The sequence below is a fragment of the Bartonella sp. AP19HLJMH genome (assembly GCF_042196245.1).
In the GTDB taxonomy this organism is placed as follows: Bacteria; Pseudomonadota; Alphaproteobacteria; order Rhizobiales; family Rhizobiaceae; genus Bartonella.
The window spans coordinates 98,726-124,684 of the sequence record NZ_JBHIPX010000003.1 but is presented as its reverse complement, the minus strand read 5'-3'; the positions used below and the strand labels follow the sequence as shown (position 1 = coordinate 124,684).

The following is a 25,959-nucleotide window of genomic DNA, read 5'->3' as shown; positions in this document are numbered from 1 at the left end:
TAAAGTATTAATATTAAATAATGATTCTGAAAGAATGCGGGAGACTGGATGTATATCAGAAATCTCAAATGGGGCGCTTCTCGTGGATTATTTTTTAGTGTCTTGTTGTGTTTGCTTTTGTCAGGATGTATGGTTGGTCCTAATTACCAGAAAACATCTTTTCGTGTTCCAGCAGTTTGGGGAGAAAAATCTGCACAGACTGCTGGGCAGCCCGTTGCGCTTGCCGGATGGTGGCGGCATTTGAATGATCCTGTTCTAGATGCGTTAATGGATTACGCGATTTCTGGAAATAATAATGTTGCTGTTGCCAAAGCTCGGGTACGTGAGGCGCGTGCGGGTTTAGGACAGGTTGTGGGAACTCTTTTGCCAAATGTGTCCAATTCAATTTCAGGAACCCGTAGTCGTTCTGGACAGTCTGATGCATTGTTCAACCAGTATAGTAGTGGTTTTGATGCAAGCTGGGAGCTTGATTTTTTTGGTGGGCATAAACGTGCGGTTGAAGCGGCGCGTTATGGCCTTGATGCGGCTGTGGAAGATATGCGCGCTACCATGGTGACATTACTAGGAGATGTGGCAACAAATTATGTGCAAATGCGTGGTTGGCAACAAAAGTTGTTTATTGTGCGGCAAATTGCTGTATCACAACGTAAAACTTATGAACTGATGCGCGCTAGATTAACAGCTGGTGATGTTTCTGAGCTTGATGTTTCAAATGCGCAAGCACAAATGGCAAATACAGAAGCAGATATATCACAGATGGAAGCGAATTTAGCAATGAGCGTTCATCGCCTTTCTGTCTTAACTGGTCGTGTGCCTACGGCATTGAAGGATCTTTTACAAAAAAATGCTAAGCATGCAAAGATTCCACAACCACGCTGGCCGATACCAGCAGGAATTCCAGCCGATATTTTGTTAACACGTCCAGATTTACGACGGGCAGAGCGTCAATATGCGCAAGCGACAGCACGGATTGGTCAACGTGAAGCAGATCGTTATCCATCACTTACTTTAACAGGCAATATTTCGACAGCAGCAACGGCAATTGATCAATTATGGAAAAATTCAACGATTGGCTGGTCTTTTGGACCTGGTCTTCGTTTTCCTCTTTTTAATGGAGGTCAGGTCGAGGCTTCTATTGCGGTAGCGCGCGCGCAGCGTGATCAAGCTTTTATTACTTATCGAGCTGCTGTGTTGGAAGCTTTAGAAGATGTAGAAAATGCGCTTGTAAGATTAACGAAGGAGCATCAACGCTTAGAAAAGCTAATCGTTGCGAATAAAGCTTCTCTTCATTCCTTAAAACTTTCACGGAACCTTTTTGAGAATGGAAATACCAGTTTTCTTGAATTGTTAAATGCTGATCGCTCTTATTATTCTGCACAAATGGCGCTTAAAGATAGCCGTGTTTCTTTGGTTACGCAATATATCACGTTGATGAAAGCATTGGGGGGGGGCTGGGATGGCGTTGTTGATGTATCGCGTCCAGAAGTCGTTGATAATGCACCTCGTTCGCGTGCAAAGGTAGGGAAATGAAAAAAAACTTACTCAAAAATTTCATTACAAAACACAAAAAACTTTCCTTCTTTTTAACTGCTATATTTCTCATTCTCTTGTTGTTATGGTTACGTTCTGTTTTTTTTGGAACATCTGCTCCAACTTATATAACAGCGGTGGTGAAACGTGGGGATATTGAGGAAAGTGTTTTAGCTTCTGGTCTTGTACGTCCTTACCGGTTGGTGGCTGTTGGTGCGCGAGCAACAGGGCGTGTGGTGTCAATGCATGTTTCCCCTGGGAGTGTTGTGAAAGAAGGCGATCTCTTGGCAGAAATTGATCCTACAGATCAGGAAAATGATTTAAAAAGAAAAAAAGCAGCATTATCGCATTATTATGCGAGTTTGGTAGAACAAGAAGCCTATCTTTCTCTTGCACAGAAAAATTTAGAGCGTCAGAAAAAAATGATTGAAACACGTGCGGTTTCACGTGCGAACCTCGATGAGGCTACGACACAGGTGAAAATACGCGAGGCGCAAATTGAACAACTTCGTCAGCAGATTGTGCAAGCACAAATTGATGTGGAGAGTGCAGAGGTTAATTTAGGTTATACACGCATCACTGCCCCTTCAGCGGGAACGGTTTTGGCAACAGTTGTGGAAGAAGGGCAGAATGTGAATGCGGTTCAGTCGGCGCCAACGATTGTTATTTTGGGTGATTTATCAAAGATGACGATCAAGGCGCAAATCTCAGAAGCAGATGTTCTTAAAGTCCGAGCTGGACAACCACTTTATTTTACAGTTCTAGGTAATTCACAGCGTCGTTATGAAGGCGTTTTAGAAAAAGTAGAGCCGGCTCCTGAAGCAATTCGTGCTGATGTGAGTATTAATCCTGGTATGGTGAGTGGTTCTAGTGCTTTAATATCATCGGCTATCTATTACAATGGAATTCTACATGTTGATAATGCGGACAATTTTTTGCGAACCTATATGACTGCTCAAGTTCATATTATCTTAGGGCGCGCGCAGAATGTCTTGTTGGTTCCAAGTGATGCTTTACGCGATGAGACAAGAGAGCGTAAAGCATGGGTTTCTGTTTTGGTGGGGGAAAATAAGGTGGTTACTAAACAGGTGAGCGTTGGGTTGAATAATAAGGTTATGGCAGAGATTATTTCAGGACTTAACGAGGGTGATGTCGTCGTCACCAGTTCGTCTGATGGAGTGATGCCAGAGTCTTCTCACATGCATAGCGAAGACGAGAGTTAAAGCATGAGCACAAATCAAGCAGATGCTGTCTTCGTCTTGGAAAATATTGTGCGCAAATTTCCTGCGGGCGAAGCGTTTGTTACCGTTTTGAAAAACATCAATCTTACCATTAAACGTGGTGAAATGGTGGCAATTGTAGGTGCTTCCGGTTCAGGTAAATCGACCTTGATGAATATTTTAGGCTGTCTTGATCGTCCAACTTCTGGTCGTTATTGGATCTCTGGTAAAGAAACAGCTTCCCTTTCTGCGGATGAATTGTCGGCTTTGCGACGTAATCATTTTGGTTTTATTTTTCAGCGTTACCATTTGTTGAATGAATTGACAGCTCTTGGTAATGTTGAAATTCCGGCTATTTATGCGGGATGTGCCGTGGAAGCAAGGAAAAAGCGGGCACAGGATCTTTTAACGCGTTTGGGCATGGGTGATCGGATAAATCATCGTCCAAATCAGCTTTCCGGTGGTCAGCAACAACGTGTTTCTATTGCTCGGGCGCTCATGAATAATGCGGAGGTCATTCTTGCAGATGAACCAACTGGTGCATTGGACAAAAAGAGTGGGCAAGAAGTATTGCATATTTTGGATGAACTTCATCAAGAGGGGCGTACCATTATCATTGTAACCCATGATATGCAGGTGGCTGAAAGAGCAGAGCGTATTATCGAAATCAGTGATGGGGAAATTATTGCTGATAAACGGTCAAGGGTTGCAAAAACAAAAGTTGGTGGAAAATCTTTTCAGGAACAACAAAATCTAAAAGGCCAACAAAAACTGGGCTTTTTTCGTTCTTTTGTTGAGCGATTCCGTGAGGCGTTTGTGATGGCTCTGTTGGCAATGAATGCACATCGCATGCGGACTTTTCTAACAATGCTTGGGGTGATTATCGGTATTGGGGCGATTATTGCTATGGTGGCTTTAGGGAATGGTACACGAGAGAAAATTCTGGAAAATTTTAAAAGTTTGGGTACTAATACATTAACCATTTTTCCTGGTAAAAGTTTTTCTGATCCACAAGCAGAAAAAATAACCAGTTTGGTTGAAGCTGATGCAGAAGCCTTGTCTGGATTACCTTATGTTTCTGGTGTGACACCACAGATTTCAGCAAGCTCGAAAGTGCGTTTTGGTGCAGTTGAAGTCAATGCCATTATTGCGGGGGTGGGAGAACAATTTTTTCAGACACAGGGGCTCAAAGTTTTCAAAGGACAGTTTTTTGATCAAAAAAGTGTCCATGATCGGGCGGTTGATCTCGTGATCGAGAAAGAAGCATTGTCTGTTCTTTTCCCCCATAGCCATGAAAGCCCCCTTGGAAAGGTGGTGAATGTGGGTAATGTTCCTGCGCGTATTATTGGTGTTGTTGATTCGCAAAATAATGCAAGTGGAGATACATCAAATACTTTACAGCTTTATTTACCCTATACAACAGTGCAGACGCGTTTTCTTGGTACAACAGAAGTTCGTGCAATTATTGTTAGGATTGCTGATGATATTGATTCATATTTAGCGGAGACCATGATAAAACGTTTTCTCATTATGCGGCATGGCGGGGAGGATTTTTTCATTAGAAATTCTGAATTTTTCCGTGAACGTGTTATGGAGAGTACAAATATTTTAACACTTTTAATTTCTTCAATTGCAGCTATTTCCCTGGTTGTGGGGGGTATAGGGGTGATGAATATTATGTTGGTCACAGTTTCTGAGCGGATCAATGAAATCGGCGTGCGTATGGCAGTTGGTGCACGGCAAAGTGATATTTTACAGCAATTTCTCATTGAAGCGATTTTGGTTTGTGTGATTGGTGGTGGTTTGGGGATCTTGCTTGGACTTTCTATCGGTGGCTTGTTTCTTCTGTTTAAGGCACCTATTCATTTGGTTTATACTATTGAATCGATCATTATGTCTCTTACTTTTTCAACCCTCATAGGAATATGTTTTGGCTTTTCTCCAGCGCGGCAAGCTTCACGGCTTGACCCTGTTGTCGCTCTTTCACGCGATTAAGCTTTATCAATTGGGGCATGTTTGTTCGTGATGCTTTCCACTTGGATGAAGCATTTATGAAGCGAAACATGAATGGAAAAAGTTTAGCATTATTTGCTGCTCTATTTTAGAAAACGCTTTGTTCATTAAGTGGAGTGTACCACTAGAGGTGAACGTTTTATAGGGCACCCCATCATGTGAGATATGGTAGGCATATAAGCCTTCTTGAGGCATTAAATGTTTTGAGAATGCATGATGAATATTTTAAATCTTTCTTGTCGAGTCTTATGGAAGTAAATCCTATTAAGGAGAAATTAAATAGAACCCGTTAGAATGAGATTGCTTGCAGACTGAATTTTGTTAAAAATTCTCGTCTTCTGAGATGTGAAGAGGAGGACAAATAAAATATACTGCGCGACGATTCTTAAGATTTAACCTAAAAAGAGGCGGGGGAAGTGAATAGTATATCTGCTAACAAACAAAAGAACAAAAAAGAAGGTTGATGCCAAAAACAGCTTAAACCTCCGTTCTTCCAAAAAAATGAACTGGTATCGAGATAGTTGAGCAGTTTAAGAGGTTTCGTTTAGTCTTTTTAAGATTTTCGGAAAAGAGGTTATGAGGATTTCTCACTTTTAGTTTTGCAGAAGGTGGTGCAAATTATAGGTGTTTAGGTTTATGCAAATAAATTATGATCGTGCTCAAGTTTTAAAATGTGACCTAAGACACAGCCATTTTCTGTTCCTTTATGCGAGTAACTTAGCTTTCTTTAGAATATTTTGTTTAAGGCATCGCTTTTTTCTGCCTTATCTCATGATTTTGGAGCTGAAGGATAAACAAGCCATTTGAGTTTCTAGGGTAAGGATGCCGTCAGATACTCGGTAGGGGGCGTGATCTTAAGAACTAATACCGTGAGATGCGGGTTTGATTTCATGAGTTTGGTGAGGAAGACAAAAAGTTTGAGAGGCGGATAGCTTCTTATTTTGAATGATGTATGAATGAAAGGGGCTTTCATTTATTGAAAAAGAATAAGCTCATATTCAGCAGATGTGAGATGAAGTAAGAGAACATCGTAATACCAAGCTGCAATTATGCTGCTAAAAAACATAATGGCCGCTAGTGATGAGCAATGGTATGTCTAGTTGGTATGGTATTCTTCCTCCTGCTACAAGTTCGATACGGAGCGCCATTGTGTTGCACATTAACACTCTTGTTTTAAAGAAACATTTCTCAAGGTATCCAAGCCTATTTTGCGACGCTGTTCATGGTAAATCTATTGAGCACCTCCATCTTTACGCTTATGAAGTAATAAGCCGGCACCATCATTATATTTGCCAGCTCGTGGGTGTTGCTGATAGACCTTGCATTAAGACGGTTCATAAGAGCCATTTTTAGTCATTTCTTGTACAGTTTTTCTCCACACACTCATCCCGCTTGTGATGTGCAAGCGGGTGGTTTTGATTGATTCAAGATAAACAGATTTGAAATGAGAAAATCTTACGTTATTCAGAGTTCTAATTTAATATGAATGACGCTATATTATCATTATAAATCAATATATTGTACATATAAAAAAGAATTCTAAAACCACCCGCTATAAAGTATAAGAAGCGAATAATTAATCTACGAAAGAACAAAAGACAAAAAAATATTCAAAAATCAATATTTTGAATATCACAACTAATATTTTGCGTATTTATAGTGAAATTATATGCATGATCGTTCGTAAAATGCGCTGTTTTGTGTGTGGAGTTTCTTCCTTGGTATCTTGTGTGTTCGCAGGTGTCTTATCCATTTCCTCCTCTCATTCTTAAGCTAAATCCTAAAATTATTGCGCACTTTATTGTGTATTCTTAACAAAAGGCAAAAAATATTTTCAAAATCATCACGCCTTACCGTTTATTTCCATAGGGATATAGACATCAATAAATGCATCATATGATTTGGGGGATACTCAAAAAGATCAAAAGATTCTCTCTTGTTGATTTAATTAAGCATAGAAGAAATATCTTAAAATCAAGCAATTTTAAGCTTTTTTTAAGTTTTTTGGGTAGAACAAGAGGCATTAATGAATAGGTCTAGATTCGATAATTGAAGATGTTTTTAATAGAGAGAAAAGCATGACGACGCTGCAATCGCTTTTACAGAGCTATCGTGATGAAGCGCGTACCGAACGAGATAAAGGTACATATTTTGAGCGTTTTGCTCTTGCTTATCTGACACATGATCCTCTTCAGTCTGGGTGTTATGAGAAGGTTCAAACCTTTAAAGATTGGGCTCGTGAAAATGCTTGGGATGGTCGGGATACCGGTATTGATCTTGTGGCAAAGCTTCGTGATGAAGAGGGATTTGCAGCAATCCAATGTAAATTTTATGATGCAGCCTATCGAATTAAAAAAGCAGATATTGATAGTTTTATTTCGGCATCAGGGAAAGCTCCATTCAAGCGGCGTGTTATTATAGATAGTACTGAAAGTACTTGGAGTGATAACGCTGAAACAATGATACGGGGGCAGGATATTCCTGTTATACGGATTAATCTTTCCGATATACAACAAAGTCCGATCCGTTGGGAAACTTTTGCAGCCCAAGGCAAAGTTGTTTTGGAGGATAAAAAGAAGTTGCGTCCACATCAATTGGAAGCATTGCGTGATGTGCGTGCTGGGCTTGCTCAAGCAGATCGGGGGAAGCTTATTATGGCTTGTGGTACTGGTAAGACATTTACCAGTCTTAAAATTGCTGAGGATTTGGCGGGTGAAGGCAAGTTTGTTTTGTTTCTTGTTCCTTCCTTGGCACTGATGTCACAGACGGTGCGTGAATGGACAACGGATGCAGGAATCGGATTGACATCTTTTGCTGTTTGTTCCGATACACAAGTGGGAAAGCGTCGTAAAAATAGTGATGATGTTGCTGAAATTGATGTGTTTGATCTTGCTTTTCCGGCGACAACCGATGCTGCTAAACTTGCAGAACAGGTGGCGAAGAGTGTTGCAGATAAGATGACCGTGGTGTTTGCAACCTATCAATCTATTCAGGTGATTGCTGATGCTCAGAAAAACTATGGTTTGCCAACATTTGATCTTATCATTTGTGATGAAGCGCACCGTACAACAGGGGCAACGCTGGTGGGCGAGGATGAATCCAATTTTGTTAAGGTGCATTCCAATGATGTTATTCGTGCCAAGAAACGCCTTTATATGACAGCGACACCACGTATTTTTGGTGATAACGCAAAAAGTCGCGCGAATGAAGTTAATGCTGTTCTTGCTTCTATGGATGATGAAAAGCTTTTTGGTAAAACACTTTTTTATCGGGGTTTTTCATGGGCAGTACAAAATGATCTTTTAACAGATTATAAGGTTATTGTCTTAGCAATGGACGAAAAATTGGTCAGTTCCGCTGTTCAGAAGCGCCTTAGTGATAGCGATTCTGAGCTTATTCTTGATGATGCAACAAAGATTATTGGCTGTTATAAGGCTTTGACAAAACAAAATATGAAGGCTGATGTTGGTACGGATTTATATCCTATGCATCGTGCTTTAGCGTTTTGTAAAACTATTAAAAGTTCTGAACTTGTGCGTGATGAGTTTTCTGCGGTTGTTAGAGAATATCTTGATTATACAAAAGAGGATACAGAAAATGAGCATTTTCTGAAGTGTGAAATTGAGCATGTTGATGGCACTTTCAATGCGAAGGATCGTGGTGCATTACTTGACTGGTTGAAAGCTGATAGTGGGGATGATGTTTGTCGTATTTTGACCAATGCTCGGTGTTTGTCTGAGGGGGTGGATGTTCCGGCTCTTGATGCGATCATGTTTTTAAATCCACGCAAAAGCCAGATTGATGTTGTGCAAGCGGTTGGGCGGGTGATGCGTCGCTCTGAAGGTAAAAAGATGGGATATGTCATTTTGCCAATTGGTATTCCTCCTGATACTCCAGTGGAACAGGCTTTGAACAACAATGATAAATATCGGGTTATCTGGCAAATTTTAAATGCTTTGCGTGCGCATGATGATCGTTTTGATGCGACGATTAATAAGGCATCCCTCGGGCAAGATATCAGCAATGTGATTGAGATTATTGGTGTCACGCAGAGCACTGAGTTACAGGCTGTTACGGCTGTTGTAGACAATCTTCCGGTTCGCTCACAGCCTGCACGAGCGGGAATTGGAAGTCTGGAGCATGATTGCTTTCTTACAGAGCAGGTAAACGAGGAGTTTTCTTTCTGCGTAGATGAACTTTCTCGTGCGATTTTGGCAAAGATCGTTAAGAAATGTGGGACACGTGATTATTGGGAGGATTGGGCGAGCAATATTGCTGAAATTGCTAAGAATCATATCACGCGCTTAACAGGCATTCTGGCAGAGCCAAATACTGAGGCGCGTCAAGCCTTTGACAGGTTTGTGGCAGAACTGCGTGATGACTTAAATGATGCTGTTACAGAAGCTGATGCGATTGAGATGTTGGCACAGCATATTATCACGCGTCCTGTCTTTCAGGTGTTGTTTGAAGGCTATCAGTTCACACGTGAGAATCCTGTCTCGCGTGCTATGCAGCGTATGCTTGATGTGCTTGATGAGGCAAATCTTGATAAGGAATCCAAAGATCTGGAAAAATTTTACGCAAGTGTAAAATTACGAGCCAGTGGCATTACGGATCCAAAAGCAAAACAGAGGTTGATTGTAGAGCTTTATGATAAGTTTTTTCGTTATGCTTTTCCACGCACTGTAGAAAAACTAGGCATTGTTTATACCCCCGTCGAGGTTGTGGATTTTATTTTGCACTCTGTCAATGATGTCTTAGAGCAAGAATTTGGGCAAACGCTTGGCTCACCGGGTGTGCACATCATGGATCCTTTTACTGGAACGGGTACTTTTATCACGCGGCTTTTACAATCGGGCCTGATAAAGCCAGAAGAAGTGAAACACAAATTTTGTCGTGAAATTCATGCCAATGAAATCGTGCTTTTAGCCTATTATATTGCAGCCATTAATATTGAGACGACCTATCATGGTCTGATGGGGGGCGATTATGTTCCGTTTGAGGGAATTTGTTTAACCGATACATTCCAGCTTTATGAGCAAGAAAAAGACCTGATCAGTGATTTGCTGGTGGATAACAGTACACGTCGGGCGCACCAGAAGGAACTGGATATTCGTGTTATTGTTGGCAACCCCCCTTATTCTTCTGGACAAAAAAGTGAAAACGACAATGCGCAGAATATTGGCTATCCTAAATTGGATCGTCGCATTCGTGAAACCTATGCCGCTCAATCTAAAGCAAGCAATGTTAATGGACTTTATGACAGTTATATTCGTGCCATTCGTTGGGCAAGTGACCGTATAAAAGACTGTGGTGTTATTGGTTTTGTGACAAATGCAGGTTTTATCAGTAGTTACTCTACGGATGGTTTACGAAAATGTTTAATCGAGGAATTTAGCAGCCTTTATATTTTCCATTTGCGGGGGAATCAACGAACTTCTGGAGAACTCTCTCGAAAGGAGGGGGGAAAGATTTTTGGTTCTGGGTCTCGCGCACCTATTGCGATTTCCATTTTGGTTAAAAATCCGGATGCACAACAGCATGGGAAAATATATTTTCGTGATATTGGAGATTATCTCACAGCAAAAGAAAAGCTCCGTGAACTTCAGAGGTTGGGGAGTATTGGTGGTATCACACGTGAACACAGCTGGCAGATGATTACACCTGATGAGCATGGCGATTGGCTGAATCAGCGCAATAATGATTTTGAAAAATTTCTAGCCTTAGGTGACAAGAAAGGCAGTGATAAAAGGCTCTTTGAAAATTTTTCTGGCGGTATACAAACTAGTCGTGATGCTTGGACATATAACTCAAGTCGTGAAGCTTTAGCAAAGAATATGAGCAATATGATTGCTTTTTATAACAGTGAAGTAGAGCGTTTTAATGCTGCGTATCTACATTCTGATCGCAAAGCACGTGCAAATGCTGTGAACGATTTTGTCAATACAGATTCTAGAAAGATTAGTTGGAGTAGTAGCCTTAAAGAAGAATTAATAAGGGGGAAAGCTTTTAAATTTAAAGATACGTATATTACCCAGAGCCTTTATCGTCCTTTTACACAACAGTGGCTCTATTACAATCGTGTTTTTAACCATAGAGTTTTACAAATGCCACGTATTTTTCCTCTGGAACAAGCGGCTGAAAATAAGGTGATACAAGTTACGGGAATTGGAGCAAGCAGTGGCTTTTCTGTTCTGATGACTAAGAATTTATCTAATCTTCATGCAATGGATACTGGTCAATGTTTTCCACGGTATGTTTATGAAGATGCTGTGTCCTTGAAAAATAAGGAGGGGGATCAGGTTCATTTGTTTGCAAATTTTGCAGAGGAAAGTAAAGAAACTGGTTTAGAGCGGCGTGATGCTCTTACGGATGAAGGGTTGGCTTATTTTAAGGCAGCTTATCCTGGTGAAATGATAACAAAGGATGATTTGTTTTATTATGTTTACGGGATTTTGCATTCTGAAGATTATCGTGCTCGTTATGCGCATAATTTATCTAAACAATTGCCGCGTATTCCAACAGTTAAAAAGGTAGAGGATTTTTGGGCTTTTGTTACAGCGGGGCGAAAGCTTGGTGATTTGCATATGAATTATGAAGAGGTTGAACCCTATCCCGTTACCTATAAACAGGGTGATCCAAGAACTTGGGTGATTTCTGATGAGAAGAGTTTTTATCGTGTTGAAGCAATGAAATTTGCTGGTAAGCGTGGTGCTATTGACAAAAGCACCGTGGTTTATAATGCGAATATCACGATGCAGAATATTCCTCTTGAAGCTTATGAGTATGTGATCAATGGCAGGCCTGCTCTTGAATGGGTTATGGAGCGGCAGGTTGTCAAAACGGATAAAGCGAGTGGGATTGTGAATGATGCCAATCGCTATGCTGTTGAAACGGTGGGTAATCCAGCTTATCCATTGGAATTGTTTCAGCGGGTTATTACTGTAAGCTTGGAAACAATGAAAATTGTGCGCAACCTGCCAAAATTGGAAGTGAGAGAAACTGAAAAGGTTAAATTATCCATTGTGCGGTAAAATAGCGCTGTGTCGTAACAAACTGGCACTATCACACACCTTGTCAGCTCGTGGGTATTGCGACAGCCCTTGGCACTTGAGACACGTCCATAAGAGGCATGTCTTTCTTGTACAGTTTTACGCTGCGCAGGCTCTCTTCCTTTGTGATGTGCAAGTCCTATGTGATGTGCAAGAAAATGGTTTTGATTGATTCAATAGAGAACAGATTTGAAATGAGAGAATCTGATGATATTGAGAGCTCTCATTCAAGTTGAAGCGTAATAAATTTCATTATAAATCAATATATTGTATGTGATAAAGCACCTTAGGCAGTGAGGTCGCTAAAATTATGACGCATGAGCTTTAGCGGTAGTGATGAATATTCTCAGGCAGGGTTTTCTTGTCGAGCTTTATGTGAGTAAACCATATAAATGGGGAAGCTGAGTGGAACCTGTCCAGAGAAAGTGGATTGTTTACAAATCGTTGCTAATAAGAATCGTCGCCTTTTGAGATGTTGAGAGGAAATGACAATTCTCATGAAATCTGTCTTTTGAGGTGTTCTGATATTGAAGTGAGCAGGTGGAACGCGTTAGACAAGAAGCTGAGTTATTATTGTTTACAGATCAATAGAGTTTAAAAGTTTTCGTTCTTTTTGGGAGAGGAAACCAGACAAAAGGTGATCTTAGAGAGCGAAATGATTTCAAAAAAGATTGCGATAAAAAACGTAGGGTATTTGTCGCGGTGTGCGTTTTGAGCTTATTTCTATCTGTGATCTAAAATGCTCTTATGAAGATGCTTTTTAGAATAAGAGATTGTTACTAATATATTGACTTATAATGATAGTTTAACATTCTCTCTGTTGAATGAGAAATCTAAGTATTATAAATTTTCTCATTTTAAATCTATTAAAATTACTTCTTTGCATGTCATACGAGGTTGGTATGTTCGTGTTTAAGAAAGGCGTAATGCATGCCTCTTACCAATCATCCCAAGAGGTTTAAGAGCTATCGTAATACTTGGGAGGTGGCAAAATATAGGGTGAGGCGGTTTGCATTTTTTATGAAGGGTAAAGAGGGTGGTGTCAATAGATCTCCTATAATAAGTCGGGAGATCTTATAGTTGTCTGGGGACTCTATTTACAAGAGCTTATAATATTGGGATGGCATGTACAGATCCGCGCTGTGAGATATGTTTGGGATGTAAGAGATGTTTTGGGTGAACGTGCAAATACAGTGACACGTGCATTGGGATGTTCTGCGTTGTATGAGGGTAAGCTCTGTCGAGTTTTTATAGAGGCAACTCGTGTGGAAGGGTATGAAAGAAAGGTATGAAGAGGTCAGAAGATGGCAAGGTTTTTAAAAAGTCAGAAGGATAAAGATTAGAATGCGGTTCTGATATAGACTTGGAGCGTTTTAATATATTGGAATATAAGAATGCGGATTTGATTGATCTGTTGTATTGCACTTTCAGCATTGTTCTTTTTAACAGGATAGGCAATGAAATGGATATCAGGCATTAAATATTTAAGTTCTCGCATTGAGCGCCACACATGGTAATCATGGGTGACGATATAAAGGGTTTTATAGTGGTGTTTTTTGATCCAATCGGCGCTTTCTTTAGCATTTCCTCTGGTGTTAATCGCTTGATGTCCGATGTCAATACAACAGGAGATAAGCCGTGGGGTAATATGCATGTTGTGCATGAGACTTTTCAGATTGGTTGTGGTATTTACGCCACTGATGAGGAGACGTGAACCAAACCCCCTTTGTAAGAGATTAAGTCCTGTCTCTATTCGGTTTTCTCCGCCTGTAAGCACGATAATGGCATCCGCTTTGGGGAGAGGTGTTGGGGGAGAAAGTCGTTCAGTTTTTTCAGAAAAAATAATAAAACCGCCCCAGAAAATTAAAACAATGATTGAAAGAGTAAGGGTTGTCGGTGGAAAATAGCGAAATAAAAAGCAGGGAGACCAACTATTATAGTGGGGCCGTTTTGGAAGAGGACGTTCTAAATTTTTTTGCATCAATGAGTTGGGGCTGTTGTGAGTCATAAAATTAAAATAAACCGTTTTCACATTGATCGATTTTTTTCAGTTGCGCTAAAATAGTCATGCGGTTGGTAAGGGTGGTGAGAAAAGAAACGAAAATAATAAGCAGAGTGATTTTTCCGTAGGGGATGGAACTTATGGAAAGATGTCCAAACAAAGCTGTTACTTGGCTAGCTTCTACTCTTCCCAAGTTATAATTCGTCCAGAAGCAAAAGGCTGAAAACAGAAATATGCTTGTAAGACCACCATATAAAGCACCACGCAGCGCAGTTTTAAAAAAATGCCAGTCAAATTGGCGCGCAATGAAAAGAGTTTCAGTACCAAGGAAATATAAGACATTGATAATATGTGTATTTTCTGCCAATGCATTGCGGGTGGCAAAAATGATGGTGAGGATAAGAGAGCCTAAAACCAATGCTAAAATTGAAAAACCAATGAAAACAGTGGTGTGTGCCATGGTCGCAAAACGATGAACCCAAACACGGTGATCATCAAATTGACCTCCTGGAATTTGGGTTTTAATGGCGTGATTAATGGCTGAAAAATTGATTTTTTCATCCCCATTCAGGGTCACAATGATGAGGCGGGGAAGGGGTAGTTCATTGACATTGAAGCCTGTTCCAAGCCATGGCTCCAGTAACTTTTCTGTAGCTTTTTGGTCAACAATTTTTGCATCTTGTACACCAGAAAATGTTTTAACCAATTGTACGGCATCACGGAGTGCTTTGTTGATATCAACATTGTCAATGGGGCGTATTTGTATTGTTGCTTCATAGCTAATCTGATTACTCCAATTTTGGGCGGCACGTTGGACCAAATCAACACCGATTAAGGTGAGGCTTGAAAGAAATGTCATAATAGCAATCACGGCAACTAATGCTTTTCCAGAAATATTACCACTGGGAATAATCGCTGTTGTATTTTTTTTATTGCTTGTAAAAATGGGGAAAGATTTATTCATGAATCGTCATCCGTCCGTTATGGAGAAGCATACGCCGTGCTGCAACTTGTTCCATTAAGGCAATATCATGGGTGGCAATGATAACAGCCGTTCCAAAACGGTTTAATTCAATAAACAAACGGAGGAGGCGTTTTGCCAAGGGCGGATCGACATTTCCGGTGGGTTCATCGGCAAGTAGAATTTCAGGTTGATCAATGAGTGCGCGTGCAATGGCTACCCTTTGTTTTTCCCCACCGGAAAGAACCGGTGGTAAAACATGAATATGATCTCCAAGACCTACCCAACAGAGAAGATCTTCCACTTCACTGCGATAGGTTGCTTCTTCTTGTCCTTTAATGCGTAAAGGTAAGGAGACATTTTCATAAGTGGTCATGTGGTCGAGTAAACGAAAATCTTGAAAAACCACCCCGATACGTTGTCGCAGCGCAGGGAGCTCTTGTCGTTTGAGTAATGCTGTGTCTGTTCCAAAGAGATCAATATGACCGCGGGTGGGTTTGAGTGCCAAAAACATAAGACGCATCAGCGACGTTTTCCCTGCTCCAGAGGCACCTGTGAGAAATTGAAATGATCCAGGAGGAATATGAAAGCTAATATCACGAAGGACCTCAGGGCCCATTCCATAGCGTAGGCCGACATTTTCAAAATGAATCACTTTTTATTATTACTCCTGATTTTATATTGCATCATTTATTCTAAAAACTCTTACTTTCATTGCTTTAGATTTTTGTTGTAAGCTTGTTTATTTTAGATTTCATGGTTTTCAATATTTTTTATACACCCTCGTTATAGATAAATATTTTTGCTCAAGAATATTATCACTTATACTTTCTTTTTTTAGCCTTATTTATGATTTTAGCAGGAATTTCAAAGGGATTCTAGCATAAACATCAGAACTATTTTTCCTTCTTACTCAGAAGCTTTTTTTGCACTGAGTGGACATTGGGTGATTTTAAAAAGCTATGTTGCTCTTTTTATCTTACTTTCTTATTCTTGTTCGTATCCCAATCCTGAGGTTTTGGCTTAAATTATTTCTTACCTCTCATGAAGAAAAGCGTTTGTTGTTAGAATGATTGAGCTTTTCATGAATTGTTTTGTTTTTTATTATCCTCGGTGGTTTTCGTAATAATGCTGAGATAATTTTAGCAAAAAACAAAAACCACCGTATGTTGTATTTCGTCGTGTTTTTTAGTTTTGTCGGTTGGCAATCAGATCTTCAACAACTTGTGGTTCGGCAAGAGTTGAAATATCTCCGAGAGTATCAAAATCGTTTTCAGCGATTTTTCGTAAAATACGTCTCATAATTTTCCCTGATCGCGTTTTGGGAAGCTGCGGAGCAAACTGAATTTTATCCAATATGGCAATAGAGCCTATTTCTTGTCTCACATGCTTGATAAGGTCTTTTTGCAATTCTTCACTTGGCGCTGTTCCTTCCATGAGAGTCACAAAACTATAAATTCCTTGTCCTTTAATGGGATGCGGGTAACCCACAATAGCTGCTTCTGATACAGCGGGATGAGAAACAAGAGCTGATTCAATTTCAGCGGTTCCTAACCTGTGCCCCGAGACATTGAGAATGTCATCAACCCGTCCTGTGATCCAATAATAACCGTCGCTATCGCGCCTACAGCTATCGCCTGAAAAATATTTTCCTTTATAGGAGGAAAAATAAGTTTGAATAAAGCGTTCATGATCTTTATAAAGTGTGCGCATTTGTCCGGGCCATGAATCACTGATACAAAGATTGCCTTCTGCTTCACCTTCTAAAACATTACCTTGGGCATCAACAATTTGGGGTTGAACACCAAAGAAAGGACGTGTGGCCGATCCTGCTTTGAGGGGGGTTGCACCGGGCAAGGGTGTGATCATATGCCCTCCTGTTTCCGTTTGCCACCATGTATCGAGAATCGGACAACGGTCATTTCCAACTGTATGATAAAACCATTCCCATGCTTCTGGGTTAATAGGTTCGCCTACTGTGCCTAAAAGACGCAACGATGTTCTGTCTGAGTGTTCAACAAACGAATTTCCTGCTCCCATTAAGGCGCGGATAGCTGTTGGTGCGGTGTAGAGTGTATTGACTTGATGCTTGTCGACAATTTCCCAGAATCTGCCTTTGTCAGGAAAGGTTGGTGTGCCTTCAAACATTAAAGTGGTCGCACCATTACATAAAGGTCCATAAACCAAGTAAGAATGGCCGGTTATCCAACCAATATCAGCCGTACACCAGTAAACTTCATCGGGGTGGTAATCAAAAACATATTGGTGAGTCATCGAGGCAAAAACAAGATAGCCTGCTGTGGTATGCAAAACACCTTTAGGTTTGCCGGTGGAGCCTGAAGTATAAAGAATAAAAAGCGGATCTTCAGCATTCATGGGTTCTGCTGGACAAGCTGTTTTGGCATGAGCTATCTCTTCGTGGTACCAAAAATCACGCCCCTCTACCCATTGAATGGGTCCACAAGTCCGCCGTATAACCATGACTTGGTCCACCTGCACGTTTTGGCGCGCTGCTATCTCAATAGCATGATCAACATTGTCTTTTAAGTTGATCCGTTTGCTGCCACGCAAGCCTTGATCAGCGGTAATAATGAAGGTTGATTCACAATCGACAAGGCGTCCTGCTATTGCCTCAGCAGAAAAGCCAGCAAAAATAACCGAATGAATAGCTCCAATGCGAGCACAAGCAAGCATGGCATAGGCTGCTTCGGGAATCATAGGAAGATAAATGGTTACTTTATCGCCTTTCTTAATGCCACGACTTTTCAAAAGATTAGCAAAACGACAAACATGTTCATAAAGCTCGTTATAGGTTATTTTTTTATCATGGTAAGGATTATCTCCTTCCCAAATGAGTGCGATTTTGTCTCCATGGGTTTTCAGGTGGCGATCAATGCAATTATAGGTAACATTTGTTATCCCATCTTCGTACCATTGAATGGAGACATCTCCGTTAAAAGAAGTGTTTTTTACTTTTGTAAAAGGTTTAAACCATTCAATGCGTTGACCATGTTTGGCCCAGAAGCTTTCTGGATCATTGATGCTTTCTCGATACCATTGTTGATAAGTTTCCTCATCGAGTAAAGTATTTTTTTTGATCTCTTCTGATATTGGATAAATTTTTTCAGTCATGTTTCCCTCTTTTTATTGTTTGGAAAAATCTGCCTCTGTATTTTTGTATGGTTATATTTGTGGCAGAGTTTTCCCAAAAGCTTTTCATTATGAGGTTAGACTAAATGACAAAGATTAGAATAGTCAATTTTTAAATCTGATGTGATGATATTAAAGAGGGTATTCTATGTTTTTAGGATACTCAAATATAGCAAAACCTATTGCGGTATAGAGCTTTTTATAAACACACTAAGACATTTTAAAAATGTCTATTATAAAATATTTCTCAAAATTTGATATAAACCAATATAGTTAAATAAAAGACTAACAAGAAAGAATATTGAGCTTATTAATAATGATTTTTTTAGAGAATCTTTCCAACTATAATAAATAAACTTATAATAAAAAAGATATATTAAACCAAAAAAAATGTTACTATAAGCGATTCAATAATTTTATGAGTAAAATCTGTCATTATAAATCATAACCACTCATTAATAGTATCGTCGCTACTTTATTCAGCGTGCTCGGAACTCATCCAATAAAGATTAATATAACCCAAAATATCTACATAAACTATCAGAAATAAAAAATAGAATTCCCACAAATAATCCTGTTATTATAGATAGTTTCCAACTCCAACCACCGAATGTTTTAACAAAAGTAGCATATATAGGGATAAATACAACAAGTATTAAGAACAATCTTGCAACTTTATAAAGAATATCCATTATAGAAAAATCCTGATTATAATATTTTATATAGTAGATATCTCTGAAAAATATTTTATCCATAGATATTTGGTATATTCTTTCGAATATATTTACAAAAATACTAATTTCAGAGATATCTTTGTCGCTATTCTCTATAAATTAGAACCAACACTCCCAAACTTTTTCTCCAAAAGCCCAAAGACCACCTGCTAAGAATCCACCTGCGGCACCTAAGAGTCCACCTGAAAGCGCCCCCGCTGGTCCTCCAGACATACCGCCAAATGCCCCGCCTATTCCTCCATCAAAAGCTCCATGCAACCCCCCTGCACCTATGTGATACATAAAATCATTAGTACTACATGCATTTCCATAAATGATAGGTGTTGAATCATTTATCGTATAAGTTAAACCTGAAGCAAAATTTCTTATTTTAATCCTCCTTGAATTATCTATATTAAAAGTAGTATCATAATGATACATTTCAAATGGCTATTATGTATTTTTAGAAAAATGTCAAAGATAAACTTCAAAAATGGCAATAAAAATACTGTATAAATAATATATATTATGTATATATGGAATTATTATTCTTAAAAATATAATAATATTACTTTCAATATTTTAAAATATAAGAAATTACACCATATTTTTCTTAATTAAAGTTTAAAATCAGAAAAATTGCGCATATGAAAAGTTGAAGTTTTTCTCTTTGTTTACGAGATCGACAAAGGAATATCGTTATTGAAATCGGTCTCATTGCCATTGTTTTGCCTGCATGTATTATGCGCACATGCGTGGGATTCGTTCTTTTATTTTTCAAGCAGATATTGACTGTATTTACGCTTTGTAGAGCATAGAAAGGCTCTATACTATCGTTGACCTTATAGATTGCTATCATGTTGTTTAGCGCGGTTCTTGGTGCTCTATTGGGTATTTGAGATGTTTATTTTGCTCAAGTGACTTACATGAAAGAGTTTTGTTACTGTATTATGCAACCATAAACCTCTTTTTGTCTGCTTTATGCCATTGGCATGTGGGGAAATTGTTTACGCGTGTTGGAGAAGTTAAGAGAATTCATGATTTTCAATGGAAATCATTGCGATGATCTTATTCAATATTCTTTTGTAATTATTTATTTCGCGACAGTTTTTTCATTCATGCGCAACGCCCCTCTTATCATTTTGCCTTTATATAAGGATTTATTTTTTATATTGCTTTTGCTGGAGAGGCGGTCAGAGGGGAGTAAAGTAGAGCCAATGTGCGAGAATATGAGAGCCAAATTGCAATGCTATCTTGAAGCTATTGTATGTGTTGTGGATGTACCGGTGAAAAATTTGAGAAGACCAGCTTTTTTGCTTATTTTGCTAACAGGATGAAAGAGGGACTGGAATCTTTTTTGCTAGAATTGCCCTTTTATTGATATTGAAGGAAATATTTTTCTCATTTCTTTTGTTTTTGGTTTGTTCGTAGAATTTTCAATGGGAATTTATATGAGAGGAAATTGCTTTACACAGGGCGTTTTCCAAATAAAGCAGAGCCAATGCGAAGGACGTTAGAGCCAAACTGTAGAGCGGTTTTGAAGTCACTGGACATGCCCATGGAAAGCTTTGGAAGACCTGCTTGTTTTGCTAATTTTGCTAAGAGCGCGAAATAGGGGCCGGGGTTTTCGTCGACAGGGGGGATGCCCATAAGTCCGATGATATCGAGTCCATAGTTGTTTTTGCATTGGTTGACAAAAGATGTAGCTTCTTGTGGTGCGATACCACTTTTTTGCGGTTCTAAGCCAATGTTAACCTGAACATAGCAAGGAAGATGCCTTTTTTGCTTTTCCATTTCTTCAGCTAAGCTTTTGGCTATTTTTTCACGGTCAACCGTTTGGATGACATCAAAAAGTTTTACTGCCTCTGCCGTTTTATTTGATTGTAGGGGACCGATGAGATGGAGTTTAATATTTTCAAATTGTTGACGTAAAGCAGGCCATTTTTGTGCTGCTTCTTGTACGCGGTTTTCTGCAAACAAAAATTGGCCTGCTTGTAAAATGGGGCGTATATCAACAGCAGAAACAGTTTTTGAAACAGCGATAAGTTCAATTTCTTCTACAGGGCGTTGTAACTCTTGGCATGTTTCAGCAATGTCTTTTTGAAGGTTTTGCCATGCTTCAACGGAAGGGGCATCGAGGGGCGTTTGTGTATTCATGTTTTTGTGCTTTACCTTTTTTGTTCAAGAGTTGGTCGTTTTTTTTAAAGTTTTATAAAATACTTAGGGAAATATTTCACGAAAATGTTGACGATGAGGTTAATCCATGGTCAAGCATAATAAAACAAGTTTTTGGTTCTGTTTTATTAAAAGAGTATAATGGGAATGATAATTGGACATTATAATATAGGCGAACGCTATAATCCACGTGCGAGAGAAAAAAAATGGCAAGAAATTTGGGATGAAAAGAAAATTTTTCAGACTCTTCAAGAAGATGCTCGTGAAAAATATTATGTTTTAGAAATGTTTCCTTATCCTTCTGGCCGTATTCACATGGGGCATGTGCGCAATTATGCCATGGGGGATGTGGTTGCACGCTATAAACGCGCCAAGGGGTTTAATGTGCTTCATCCCATGGGGTGGGATGCTTTTGGGATGCCGGCTGAAAATGCCGCTATGCAAAATAAAGTGCATCCTAAAACTTGGACCTATCAAAATATTGCGGTCATGCGCGGGCAATTAAAACAATTAGGACTCTCATTAGATTGGGCGCGTGAATTTGCGACTTGTGATGAGGAATATTACCACCGACAACAAATGTTGTTCCTTGATTTCTATCAAAAGGGGTTGGTAGCACGTAAAGTGGCTAAGGTGAATTGGGATCCTGTTGATCATACTGTTTTGGCCAATGAACAGGTTGTTGATGGGCGGGGATGGCGTTCTGGTGCGTTGGTGGAACAACGTGAGTTGACGCAGTGGTTTTTCAAAATTAGCGACTTTAGTGAAGATCTCTTGGCTGGGCTTGAAGAGCTGAACCAATGGCCGGAAAAAGTTCGCACCATGCAAAAAAACTGGATTGGAAAATCACAAGGTTTGCTGATTCGTTGGGCTTTAAAGTCGGCGGGTGATGCTGATGATGTTTGTGAGAAATTTGATGAGGTTGTTTGTTATTCAACGCGTCCTGATACACTGTTTGGCGCTTCCTTTTTGGCTCTGTCTGTTGATCATCCTATTGCACAAGCTTTGGCAAAAAAAGACAAAGCGTTGAGTGCTTTTATTGAAAATTGTCGGTGTGGTGGAACGACAACGGCAGCACTTGAAACAGCTGAAAAACAAGGGTTTCTCACGCCCCTTTTGGCTGTTCATCCTTTCGATTCAACAGTACATATTCCCGTTTATATCGCGAATTTTGTGCTTATGGACTATGGAACAGGGGTTGTTTTTGGTTGTCCAGCTCATGATCAGAGAGATTTCGATTTTGCGCGTAAATATGATCTTCCAATAAAACCGGTGGTTTTACCAAAAGGAGAGCAAGCAGAAGATTTTGTCACACCTGAAACACCTTATACGGGTGATGGGGTGATGATCAATTCTAGTTTTTTGGATGGTTTGACACCCCGACAAGCTTTTGAAGAAGCTGCTAAAAAGCTTGAAAAGCAAATGCTCAATGGGCAACCGCAAGGGAAGAAAACAGTGCAATTTCGTTTGCGTGATTGGGGGATTTCACGTCAACGTTATTGGGGGTGTCCCATTCCGATGATCCATTGTACAACTTGTGGGGTTGTTCCTGTTCCACGTGCCAATTTACCGGTTGTGTTGCCTGATGATGTTACTTTTGATCAACCAGGAAATCCTCTTGCACGACATGAAAGGTGGCAGAATGTTACTTGTCCTTCCTGTGGTCAACCTGCCAAACGCGAAACCGATACTATGGACACATTTGTTGACTCTTCTTGGTATTATGCACGCTTTACGGCTCCTTTTGCGCAGGAACCTGTTGACAAACAAGCAACAGCTGAATGGTTGCCTGTGCAACAATATATTGGTGGAATTGAGCATGCCATTTTGCATCTTCTTTATGCACGCTTTTTTATGCGTGCTATGAAATTGGTCGGTCATGTGACGGTAGATGAGCCTTTTAAGGGGCTTTTTACCCAAGGTATGGTGGTGCATGAAACCTATCGAGATGATAAAGGGTGGGTTTCTCCAGCAGAAATTTCGATTGTTGAAAAAGATGGAAAGCGGTGTGCTTATAAATTAACCGATCAAAGTGAAGTGACGATTGGTTTGATTGAGAAAATGTCAAAATCAAAAAAGAATGTCGTTGATCCTGATGATATTATTGCATCTTATGGCGCTGATACTGTGCGTTGGTTTGTGTTGTCAGATTCTCCTCCCGAGCGGGATGTCATTTGGACAGAATCTGGTGTTGAAGGTGCACATCGCTTTGTACAGCGTGTTTGGCGCCATGTGGCTGTGAGTGCTTCTATTTTAAAGGATGTGGCGCCTTGTGCAGGGCATCAGGGAGCGGCTTTGGAACTCTCAAAGGTCGCACATCGCACGCTTTGCGCTGTAGAAGATGATTTGGAAAAATTCGCTTTTAATCGGGCTATTGCACGCCTTTATGAATTCTTGAATATTATGGCACCGTGGTTAAATAGGATAGAAAGTGTTGACGATGAAATGAAAGCTTCTTTACGTCAAGCCATGGATTTTTTTCTTGCTATGATTGCACCAATGATGCCCCATTTAGCAGAAGAATGTCATGCTGCTTTAGGGGGAAAAAATTTAATATCTGCGCTTGCTTGGCCTATTTATGATCCTACGTTAACCGTTGCGGAATGCTATACTTTGCCAGTACAAATTAATGGTAAAAAACGCGGTGAGGTGAGCGTTGCAGCAACTGCTGATGAGGTGATGATTAAAGAAGCGGTTTTGGCGTTAGATTTTGTAAAGGCGCAGCTGGTTGAAAAGCCTGTGAAAAAAATCATTGTTGTTCCAAAAAGGATTGTGAATGTCGTTTTTTAGAAGTTCTATTCTTGTCATTTTAGCTGGTGTATTCACACTGTTGTGTGGATGCAAAGTTGAACCGCTTTACCGTCAAGAGTTGCAGAGTGCAATGACAATGGATTCTGCTTCTTATGGGAATCCTGCTTCTGGATACCCTTCTGGACAAGCTTCTTTGGGATTAGCGCAAAAGCTTGCTTCTATTGTTGTGGAAGAACCTTCGGATCGTTTTGGTCAAATGGTGCGCAACCATCTGCTTTTTCTTTTGTATGGAAATGGTGCTAAACCTTCTCTACCTGCTTATCAATTGGCATTACAGATATCCGTCTTTACAAGAGAATCTATGCAGATAGAGGTTGATTTCGAGAAAAAGAGAAAGGGACGACCTTCTGTTGGAACTGTTATGAGCAGAGCTTCTTACACTTTGCAGGATATGAAAAATACTCTTGTTGCAAAAGGAACAGCAATGATGAATGCATCTTTTGAGCGACTTCGTCAAGAATATGCAACGCTGCAAGCAGAAGAAGATGCAAAAAAACGTGTTGCGGAAGAGTTGGCTGAACAGATCTTTTTGTTACTTTCAAAAGATCTTTCCAATAAAAATTCTAGATATTAAGCAATATTTTGTCCTGTTTTTTTCCAGTCGTCGAGGAATATTTGCAACCCTTTGTCGGTGAGAGGGTGTTTGACCAGTGCTTTTAAGATTGCTGGTGGAACTGTTGCAATGTCAGCACCGCTTAGTGCTGCTTCTTTGACATGATTAACGGTGCGGATTGAAGCGGCTAGGATTTGTGTTTCAAAGTTATAGTTATCATAAATTGTGCGAATTTCATGAAGCAGTTCACTTCCATCATTTCCACAATCATCAAGTCTACCAATAAAAGGTGAAACGAATGTTGCACCTGCTTTGGCGGCTAATAAGGCTTGATTGGCAGAAAAACAAAGTGTGAGATTTGTTTTTAGTCCTGCTGCTGTGAGGGCTTTACAGGCTTTTAATCCATCGAGTGTTAAAGGAAGCTTGATACAAATATTGTCGGCAATCTTTGCTAAAACAGCTGCTTCTTTCATGATGCTTTCAAATTCCGTTGCTGCAACTTCAGCAGAAACAGGTCCGCTAACGAGAGCACAAATTTCTTTTGTAACATCAAAAATATTGCGTCCTGATTTTAGGATAAGAGAGGGATTGGTGGTAACACCATCAACAAGGCTTAAATTCTGTAACTCTTGAATTTCTTCAATATTGGCGCTATCCACAAAAAATTTCATCTCTAACCTCTTCTTTTTAGCTTTATCCTATTTTTTGTTATGCGCTATTGTTGACTGCAAAAGCAAGAGAAAGAATTAATATCTGTGTAAAGAACAAGAATGCTATGGTGTTAATCATGTACCCGTTTTCGGTAAAGAAATATGATTTATCGTTTCCACACCCATTTCATAGTGTTACTCGTGATAAGGTATAGAATTCATTGCGTACCAACATTTTTGCGTATTGGCATCTTTGCGTAGCGGTGTTTTTATATTTATGGAAATAAGCTAGCATTATCAAACACTTTGCTCATTTCCTATTTGCGATTGCTCTTGATATTTGAGAGTGCATCATAAGATACCTTCCTTTTTTAGGGGGTATGTTTAACTTTGTTTTTGATGAAAGCGGATGGATTTATTTTGTCGTAAAACACTGTTGAAGAACGCCTGTAAAATTTTACGCATGAAGGGTTTTTTTTATGGTCAATTACATTGATTTATTCTGTGTTCTCCATTCTTCAACAATACGCTTTTGTGCTGCTTGTATTGTTGCTTGATTCTCAATCAAGCTGAAAGATGTATACACGTGTTTTCACGTTTTGGCACAAAGCCAAGGTGAATATTGTAACGGCTCCATTTGCAATATTATTCTCCCTATAATTAAAATCATGGGATACTCTTTCATCAATAAGGATTTACAAATGTTCCTCGATGGGGTTGAAATGAGAAAAATTCATCGTATTGAGGGTTTTATTACAATAGGTAAAATGATGATTATATCTTTATAAATCAGTTTGTTGAAGATAAATTGAGATATGAGGCGGTAAAAAAATAAACGTGTGTGTTGGGAAGAGGTCACACTATGGGATCGCTTTGTTGAAGGATGCACTTAACCGATAGCATGTTGAATGCTTAATAGTGATGCGCTTTATTTACACAGAAGAATGGCGCTGGTTTTTTTGCTATAGAGTTTTTTGTTATAGACGATGAGATTGGTTCTTTTACTGGCACTTTGGTGATGAAATGAGTATTAAAAAGAATTTTTGTTAGAAAAGTGTTGTAATCGGGGGGATTGAATCCTGCAATGAATTTTATAAGAGTGTTTAAAGATTAAGGTTTAGGCCTGTTG

Annotated in this window: 13 protein-coding genes and 1 pseudogene; 6 read left to right on the top strand and 8 right to left on the bottom strand. The window is 39.5% G+C overall.

The features are described from left to right. Positions 1 to 48: 48 nt before the first annotated feature. Genes ACFINR_RS03040 through ACFINR_RS03030 form a run of 3 tightly spaced genes read left to right on the top strand, consistent with a single transcriptional unit; the run spans position 49 to position 4,745 of the window. The gene (locus ACFINR_RS03040; RefSeq protein WP_375613163.1) at positions 49 to 1,530 is read left to right on the top strand and encodes an efflux transporter outer membrane subunit; all 1,482 of its coding nucleotides are present in this window, start codon (positions 49 to 51) and stop codon (positions 1,528 to 1,530) included. Further along, positions 1,527 to 2,753: an efflux RND transporter periplasmic adaptor subunit gene (locus ACFINR_RS03035; protein WP_375652469.1), complete on the top strand. Its 1,227-nt coding sequence runs from the start codon at positions 1,527 to 1,529 to the stop codon at positions 2,751 to 2,753. The genes ACFINR_RS03040 and ACFINR_RS03035 overlap by 4 nt, the downstream gene beginning before the upstream one ends. Positions 2,754 to 2,756: 3 nt before the next feature. After that, positions 2,757 to 4,745 carry a MacB family efflux pump subunit gene (locus ACFINR_RS03030; protein WP_375632079.1) on the top strand — a complete coding sequence of 663 codons (1,989 nt, stop codon included), beginning with the start codon at positions 2,757 to 2,759 and terminating at the stop codon, positions 4,743 to 4,745. A gap of 1,180 nt (positions 4,746 to 5,925) precedes the next feature. On the opposite strand, the pseudogene ACFINR_RS03025 reads toward ACFINR_RS03030, so the two are convergent. Beyond that, positions 5,926 to 6,110: pseudogene (locus ACFINR_RS03025) on the bottom strand (integrase); the annotation flags it as partial. Positions 6,111 to 6,841: 731 nt separating this feature from the next. On the opposite strand from ACFINR_RS03025, the gene ACFINR_RS03020 reads away from it, so the two are divergent. Further along, on the top strand, positions 6,842 to 11,797 hold the full coding sequence (locus ACFINR_RS03020) for a DEAD/DEAH box helicase (RefSeq protein WP_375652468.1): 4,956 nt from the start codon (positions 6,842 to 6,844) through the stop codon (positions 11,795 to 11,797). Positions 11,798 to 13,154: 1,357 nt separating this feature from the next. On the opposite strand, the gene ACFINR_RS03015 is transcribed toward ACFINR_RS03020, so the two are convergent. The 6 genes from ACFINR_RS03015 to ACFINR_RS02990 form a co-directional block, all read right to left on the bottom strand. Continuing rightward, positions 13,155 to 13,823, bottom strand: coding sequence for a YdcF family protein (locus ACFINR_RS03015; protein ID WP_375652467.1), 669 nt, complete (start codon positions 13,821 to 13,823; stop codon positions 13,155 to 13,157). Between the two features lie 4 nt (positions 13,824 to 13,827). Continuing rightward, complete coding sequence (locus tag ACFINR_RS03010) at positions 13,828 to 14,781, bottom strand: cell division protein FtsX (protein ID WP_375652466.1); 954 nt, start codon at positions 14,779 to 14,781, stop codon at positions 13,828 to 13,830. Then, positions 14,774 to 15,433: a cell division ATP-binding protein FtsE gene (gene ftsE, locus ACFINR_RS03005; protein WP_273723097.1), complete on the bottom strand. Its 660-nt coding sequence runs from the start codon at positions 15,431 to 15,433 to the stop codon at positions 14,774 to 14,776. Before ftsE ends, ACFINR_RS03010 begins: the two co-directional genes overlap by 8 nt. A gap of 533 nt (positions 15,434 to 15,966) precedes the next feature. Next, the gene (acs, locus tag ACFINR_RS03000; protein WP_375652465.1) at positions 15,967 to 17,910 is read right to left on the bottom strand and encodes an acetate--CoA ligase; all 1,944 of its coding nucleotides are present in this window, start codon (positions 17,908 to 17,910) and stop codon (positions 15,967 to 15,969) included. A gap of 851 nt (positions 17,911 to 18,761) precedes the next feature. Then, positions 18,762 to 18,944, bottom strand: coding sequence for a hypothetical protein (locus tag ACFINR_RS02995; protein ID WP_375652464.1), 183 nt, complete (start codon positions 18,942 to 18,944; stop codon positions 18,762 to 18,764). Positions 18,945 to 20,108: 1,164 nt separating this feature from the next. Beyond that, a complete protein-coding gene (locus ACFINR_RS02990; RefSeq protein ID WP_375652463.1) occupies positions 20,109 to 20,798 on the bottom strand; it encodes a YggS family pyridoxal phosphate-dependent enzyme in 690 nt (229 codons plus the stop codon). Between the two features lie 165 nt (positions 20,799 to 20,963). Here ACFINR_RS02990 and leuS point away from each other — a divergent pair, with 165 nt between their 5' ends. Next, the gene (gene leuS / locus ACFINR_RS02985) at positions 20,964 to 23,606 is read left to right on the top strand and encodes a leucine--tRNA ligase (protein WP_375652487.1); all 2,643 of its coding nucleotides are present in this window, start codon (positions 20,964 to 20,966) and stop codon (positions 23,604 to 23,606) included. Further along, positions 23,593 to 24,201, top strand: a complete 609-nt coding sequence (gene lptE / locus ACFINR_RS02980; RefSeq protein WP_375628707.1) for an LPS assembly lipoprotein LptE — start codon at positions 23,593 to 23,595, stop codon at positions 24,199 to 24,201. Before leuS ends, lptE begins: the two co-directional genes overlap by 14 nt. Here the strand turns inward: lptE and fsa are convergent. Then, positions 24,198 to 24,851 (bottom strand): fructose-6-phosphate aldolase, encoded by a 654-nt coding sequence (fsa, locus tag ACFINR_RS02975; protein ID WP_375652462.1) that lies wholly within the window; start codon positions 24,849 to 24,851, stop codon positions 24,198 to 24,200. The two genes, lptE and fsa, sit on opposite strands and share 4 nt — an antisense overlap. Positions 24,852 to 25,959: the final 1,108 nt, after the last annotated feature.

Excerpts from the sequence above, each read along its gene's own strand:
- ACFINR_RS03040 (WP_375613163.1), top strand. The coding sequence starts at position 49 with ATGTATATCAGAAATCTCAAATGGGGCGCTTCTCGTGGATTATTTTTT.
- ACFINR_RS03035 (WP_375652469.1), top strand. The coding sequence starts at position 1,527 with ATGAAAAAAAACTTACTCAAAAATTTCATTACAAAACACAAAAAACTT.
- ACFINR_RS03030 (WP_375632079.1), top strand. The coding sequence starts at position 2,757 with ATGAGCACAAATCAAGCAGATGCTGTCTTCGTCTTGGAAAATATTGTG.
- ACFINR_RS03020 (WP_375652468.1), top strand. The coding sequence starts at position 6,842 with ATGACGACGCTGCAATCGCTTTTACAGAGCTATCGTGATGAAGCGCGT.
- ACFINR_RS03015 (WP_375652467.1), bottom strand. The coding sequence starts at position 13,823 with ATGACTCACAACAGCCCCAACTCATTGATGCAAAAAAATTTAGAACGT.
- ACFINR_RS03010 (WP_375652466.1), bottom strand. The coding sequence starts at position 14,781 with ATGAATAAATCTTTCCCCATTTTTACAAGCAATAAAAAAAATACAACA.
- acs (WP_375652465.1), bottom strand. The coding sequence starts at position 17,910 with ATGACTGAAAAAATTTATCCAATATCAGAAGAGATCAAAAAAAATACT.
- ACFINR_RS02995 (WP_375652464.1), bottom strand. The coding sequence starts at position 18,944 with ATGTATCACATAGGTGCAGGGGGGTTGCATGGAGCTTTTGATGGAGGA.
- ACFINR_RS02990 (WP_375652463.1), bottom strand. The coding sequence starts at position 20,798 with ATGAATACACAAACGCCCCTCGATGCCCCTTCCGTTGAAGCATGGCAA.
- leuS (WP_375652487.1), top strand. The coding sequence starts at position 20,964 with ATGATAATTGGACATTATAATATAGGCGAACGCTATAATCCACGTGCG.
- lptE (WP_375628707.1), top strand. The coding sequence starts at position 23,593 with ATGTCGTTTTTTAGAAGTTCTATTCTTGTCATTTTAGCTGGTGTATTC.
- fsa (WP_375652462.1), bottom strand. The coding sequence starts at position 24,851 with ATGAAATTTTTTGTGGATAGCGCCAATATTGAAGAAATTCAAGAGTTA.